Source organism: Chitinophaga sp. (assembly GCF_036566945.1).
Taxonomy (GTDB): Bacteria; Bacteroidota; Bacteroidia; order Chitinophagales; family Chitinophagaceae; genus Chitinophaga.
The window spans coordinates 1-4898 of record NZ_DATCVJ010000873.1 but is presented as its reverse complement, the minus strand read 5'-3'; the positions used below and the strand labels follow the sequence as shown (position 1 = coordinate 4898).

At 43.3% G+C, this 4898-nt stretch carries 2 protein-coding genes; both read left to right on the top strand.

Annotation, left to right across the window (positions count from 1 at the left end; translation table 11 throughout):
* The first annotated feature begins 164 nt into the window (after nt 1-164).
* Nucleotides 165-1745, top strand: a complete 1581-nt coding sequence (locus VIP81_RS26400; RefSeq protein ID WP_331968328.1) for a SusD/RagB family nutrient-binding outer membrane lipoprotein — start codon at nt 165-167, stop codon at nt 1743-1745.
* Nucleotides 1746-2131: 386 nt separating this feature from the next.
* Nucleotides 2132-4898, top strand: a 2767-nt coding sequence (locus VIP81_RS26395; RefSeq protein WP_331968324.1) for a SusC/RagA family TonB-linked outer membrane protein, incomplete at its 3' end; no start/stop codon positions are given.

Here is a 4898-nt window from a genome sequence, read left to right as displayed (position 1 = left end):
GTATTGTTGGCAGGAACCTGTTCTTTTTTGAGTTGCATGCACCTTTTGATCCGGAAGTATCTATGGGTACCGGCAATGGTTTACAGGGAGTAGATGTATTTGGGTTGCCACCGGTGCGTAGCATGGGCATCAACCTGAGATTAGGAATTTAAAAATACTCGCAAATGAAAAATTGGAAAATAACCACCGTATTCGCCATATTGGCTGTTATGCTGGCTAGTGCATGTACGAAGAAATTTGATGAGATTAACAAAAATCCTTACGACTTTGATGAAGAAGAACTGAAGGCCGATTACCGGTTGATGGGAGAACCTTTATCACAGGCGCAGTTAAACCTGCTAATTTACAACGACCCACCTACTGCGCAGTTGCAGCAGAACCTGAATGCAGATATATTTTCCGGTTACATGATGGCGCCTACGCCGTTTGAAGGGAATGTTAACAACACCAACTATGGGTTACTATATTACTGGAATAACAAGCCATGGGAAGTAACTTACAACTGTGTAATGAAAACCTGTGATTTTGCACAGACTAAGTCCAAAGATACCTTTACTGATTTCTACGCGTGGGCGCAGATTATCAAGGTAGAGGCCATGCATCGTCTCAGTGATATTTATGGCCCTATTATTTATACCCATTATGGAGAAATGAATGGAGAGATGGGTATAGAATATGATTCCCAACAACAAGCCTACTATGCATTTTTTAAAGATTTAGCACAGGGCATAGATACCCTCACTGCTTATATTAACAGAGGAGCGCCACAACGCATACAGGCATTTGACCTGGTATATAAAGGTGATTATACCCAATGGGTAAAATTCGCCAACACCCTGCGCTTGCGCCTGGCCATCCGTATTTCCGGGGTTGATCCTAAGAAGGCCAAAGAAGAGGGAGAGGCTGCACTCAATCATCCTTTGGGGTTACTGCAATCTGCGCCGGAGGATAATTTCGCCGTGAATATTTCGCCGGTTACACATCCGCTGAACATTATGTGTTATACCTGGGCAGACCTGCGGATGAGTGCCCCTATGGAATCTATTCTTACTGGGTATAAAGATCCACGGTTAGCACATTATTTTGTACCTACTGATGATGGGGTAAATGTATATCATGGTATCCGCAATGGTATTAAAATTTCCGCAAAGGAAGAATACAGTGGTTTTTCTCCACTGGTGAAATTTGAGAGTAAAATACTTTTTATGACCACGGCCGAAGCTTATTTTCTGAAAGCCGAAGCAGCCTTGTATGGCTGGAAGGGCGCTGGTACGGCCGCCGCGAATTATGCGGCCGGTATTTCCGCATCTTTCAAACAGTACAATATCAGTAACGTTAACGACTATATGAATAATTCGGTGGATAAACCTAACCCCTATATTGATCCGCAGAATGCAGACAACAATGTACCGGCAGGCGATAAACATTTAAGTACCATCACCATTAAATGGAACGAAAGTGATGACTTACCCAAAAAGCTGGAGCGTATTATTACCCAAAAATGGATAGCGATGTTTCCTGAAGGGCAGGAAGCCTGGAGTGAATTTCGCCGCACAGGTTATCCGATATTATTTCCGGTGGTGATTAATAATAGTAATGGTACTATCTCTTCCGAAAAATTTATTCGCCGTTTACCAATGCCACAAAGAGAACTGAGTACCAATCCTCAGGCAGTAGCCCGTGCCATTCTCACGTTAAAGGGTGCAGACAACGGCGGAACACCGCTCTGGTGGGACCTCCGCTAGTATTTAAAAAAAAGTTAAGAATTTTTTAAAACACGATAGTACTATTTATACCTACACACGACTCCTTTCCTGAAGCGCAATATTTCAGCGCCCACTTACTATGCTACCTGTAACAATAGGACGTTATAAAAAACAACATTTCATGTAAGGAAAACACATAACAATATACTGCTGCGACTCAACCCGGATTACACATTGCTATAGGCAATGAGGCCTTGCACGCCCCTATGGACAGGTAGCCAACAGTAAAACATATGATATCAGAACCCGAAGGATGGTGCACGCCATGCTAACGGCTCCGTATTTTCTAACAATGCACGCTATTAAAAATGGTCAGTTTAATTCAATTATACAAATCCCATTTATTAACCAAAAAAAAGGCAAGTATGAAAAAAAACCTACGCCTTATGAAAGTGTGTGCTATGACCGGTCTGGCGCTCACTTCCATATTAGCAGACAGTGCATATGTGAAGGCAGCCGGTAATCCCTGGTCGCCCACATCTTCATTCCGTAGCGCTTATCAGGAAAAAGAAATCAGCGGCACCGTAAAAGATGCCAAAGGAGCTTCACTTCCCGGGGTTTCCGTACAAATAAAAGGAACCTCCAAAGGTACTCAGACAAATAACCAGGGAGAATATCATATCAGCGCCAAAGCCGGTGATGTATTGGTATTTACTTCTGTTGGTTTTGAATCAACAGAAGCAACAGTAGGTAACAGCGCCTCTTTGAATGTAAAGCTGAATGATAATGTAAAAGGATTAAATGAATTAGTAGTAACCGCACTCGGTGTAAAGAAGGCAGCCAAATCACTGACTTATTCTACACAGAGAATTGGTAACGAAGAATTGTCTACCGTAAAAGATGCGAACGTCATGAACTCCATCAACGGTAAAGCAGCTGGTATCACTATCAGCAAAAGTAGTTCCGGTGTAGGCGGTTCCGTGAAAGTAACATTGCGCGGTAACAAATCTGCACAGGCTTCCAACCAGCCGTTGTATGTAATAGATGGTATTCCAATGACCAACTATACCACACAACAACCTAACAGTACCTGGGGTGGCGATGGTACTACCACTACTTCTCCGGGTCGTGATGGTGGTGATGGTATTTCCAACCTGAACCCCGATGACATCGAAAGTCTGACAGTATTGAAAGGTGCTTCTGCCGCTGCATTATATGGTAGCCAGGCAGCCAATGGCGTGATCCTGATCACTACTAAAAAAGGTAAATCCGGTGTTTCCAAAGTGGAAGCTTCCAGCGGTATTACCCTGGATAAAATAGCTTACTCTCCTAAATTCCAAAATTCATATGGCCCGGAAAACGCTAACTCTTCACAGAGCTGGGGTAAAGCCATTAGCGGCGGCGGCCATGATAATGTGGACGAGTTTTTCCGTACGGGTAATACCTGGATCAATTCCGTTAACTTTTCCGGTGGTACAGATAAAGCACAAACCTTCTTTTCGTACGCCAACACCTCTGCCAGTGGCGTTATGCCGGGCAATGACCTGAAACGTAACAACTTTACTTTCAGAGAAACTGCCAAGTTCCTGAACGACAAATTAACACTGGATGGTAATGTGAATGTGATTACCCAAACATTGGATAATGGTCCTGTAAACGGATTATACTTTAATCCGCTGACCGGTTTGTACCTGTTCCCTAGAGGCAATGACATCACCCCTTATAAAAATCAGTATACTTTATTTGATAAAACCAGACAGCTCGATTTGCAGAACTGGCCTTACAATGAAGATATTCAACAGAACCCATGGTGGAGTGTAAATAAAAACCCTATCGTCGCTAAACGTAACAGAACACTGGCCAGCGTTTCAGGCAAGTATGATATCAACGATTGGTTGTGGGTACAGGCGCGTGGTAATATTGATCGCACCAATGATACCTATGATGCTTACATTTATGCCGGTACACAGGGTACACTGTCCGGTCCTAATGGCCGCTACATTACCAGCGATCTTACCACCACCCAGTTGTATGGTGATCTGATCTTAAACATGAATAAGAGTTTAGGTAATAACTTTAAGCTGAACGCACTGTTAGGTACCAGTATCAACGATCAGCAAACCAGGGGGATGACCGGCGAATCTTTTACCGGTGACTTAGCTGTAGCCAATTTCTTTGTGTTACAGAATATGACCGCGGGTAGCCAGATTAATACCGTTCCAAATAACCACTCACAATTACAGGCCGTATTTGGTAGCGCTAACTTATCATTCAAGGACTTTTTGTTCTTAGATGTTAGCGGACGTAATGACTGGTCATCCAACCTTTCCTTTACCCCGAATGGCTCTTACTTCTATCCTTCTGTAGGTTTATCAGCCATGCTGCATCAGTTGTTTAACATGCCGGAACCGGTGAGTTATGCCAAGGTGCGTGCTTCTTATGCGATTGTAGGTAACACTGTTCCTATTTATGTAACTAATCCGCTGAGCAGACTGGGTGCTGTTGGAGGTACTTTTGCCTTTAATAACCGTGCACCATTTACTGATCTGAAACCAGAAAAAACCAAATCGCTGGAATTAGGTACAGAATGGCGTTTCCTGCAGAACAGACTTAGCCTGGATCTGACGTATTATAAAACCAATACCACTAACCAGTACTTCCAGATTGCCGTTCCACCAGGAACCGGTTACAGCTTCCGCTTCATCAATGCCGGTAATATTCAGAACTCAGGTATAGAAGTATTAGTAGGTTATAATGTGATTAAAAATGCAGCCTTCAGTTGGAATACCAGCGTCAACTATTCTCAGAACAGGAATAAAGTAATTGAGCTGGCACCAAACATTGATCAATTCATCCTTACAGAAGCAGGTACCAACAACTACGCATCTATTCTCGCCAAGGATGGCTCTTATGGAGACATTTATGGAACGATACTGAAACGTGATGAAAATGGTAAGGTAATTATTAATGCAGATGGCAAACCATTGACGGTTGCCAATAAGCTGATCGGCAATCCAACTCCAAAATGGCAGGGTGGATGGAGCAATAACCTGACTTACAAAAACTTCGCATTAAACTTCCTGGTAGACGGAAAATTTGGTGGCAAGGTAATGTCCCTCACACAGGCCACATTGGATAAATACGGTGTTTCTGCCGCTACCGGCGACGCCCGCAATAATGGCGGTGTAGTGG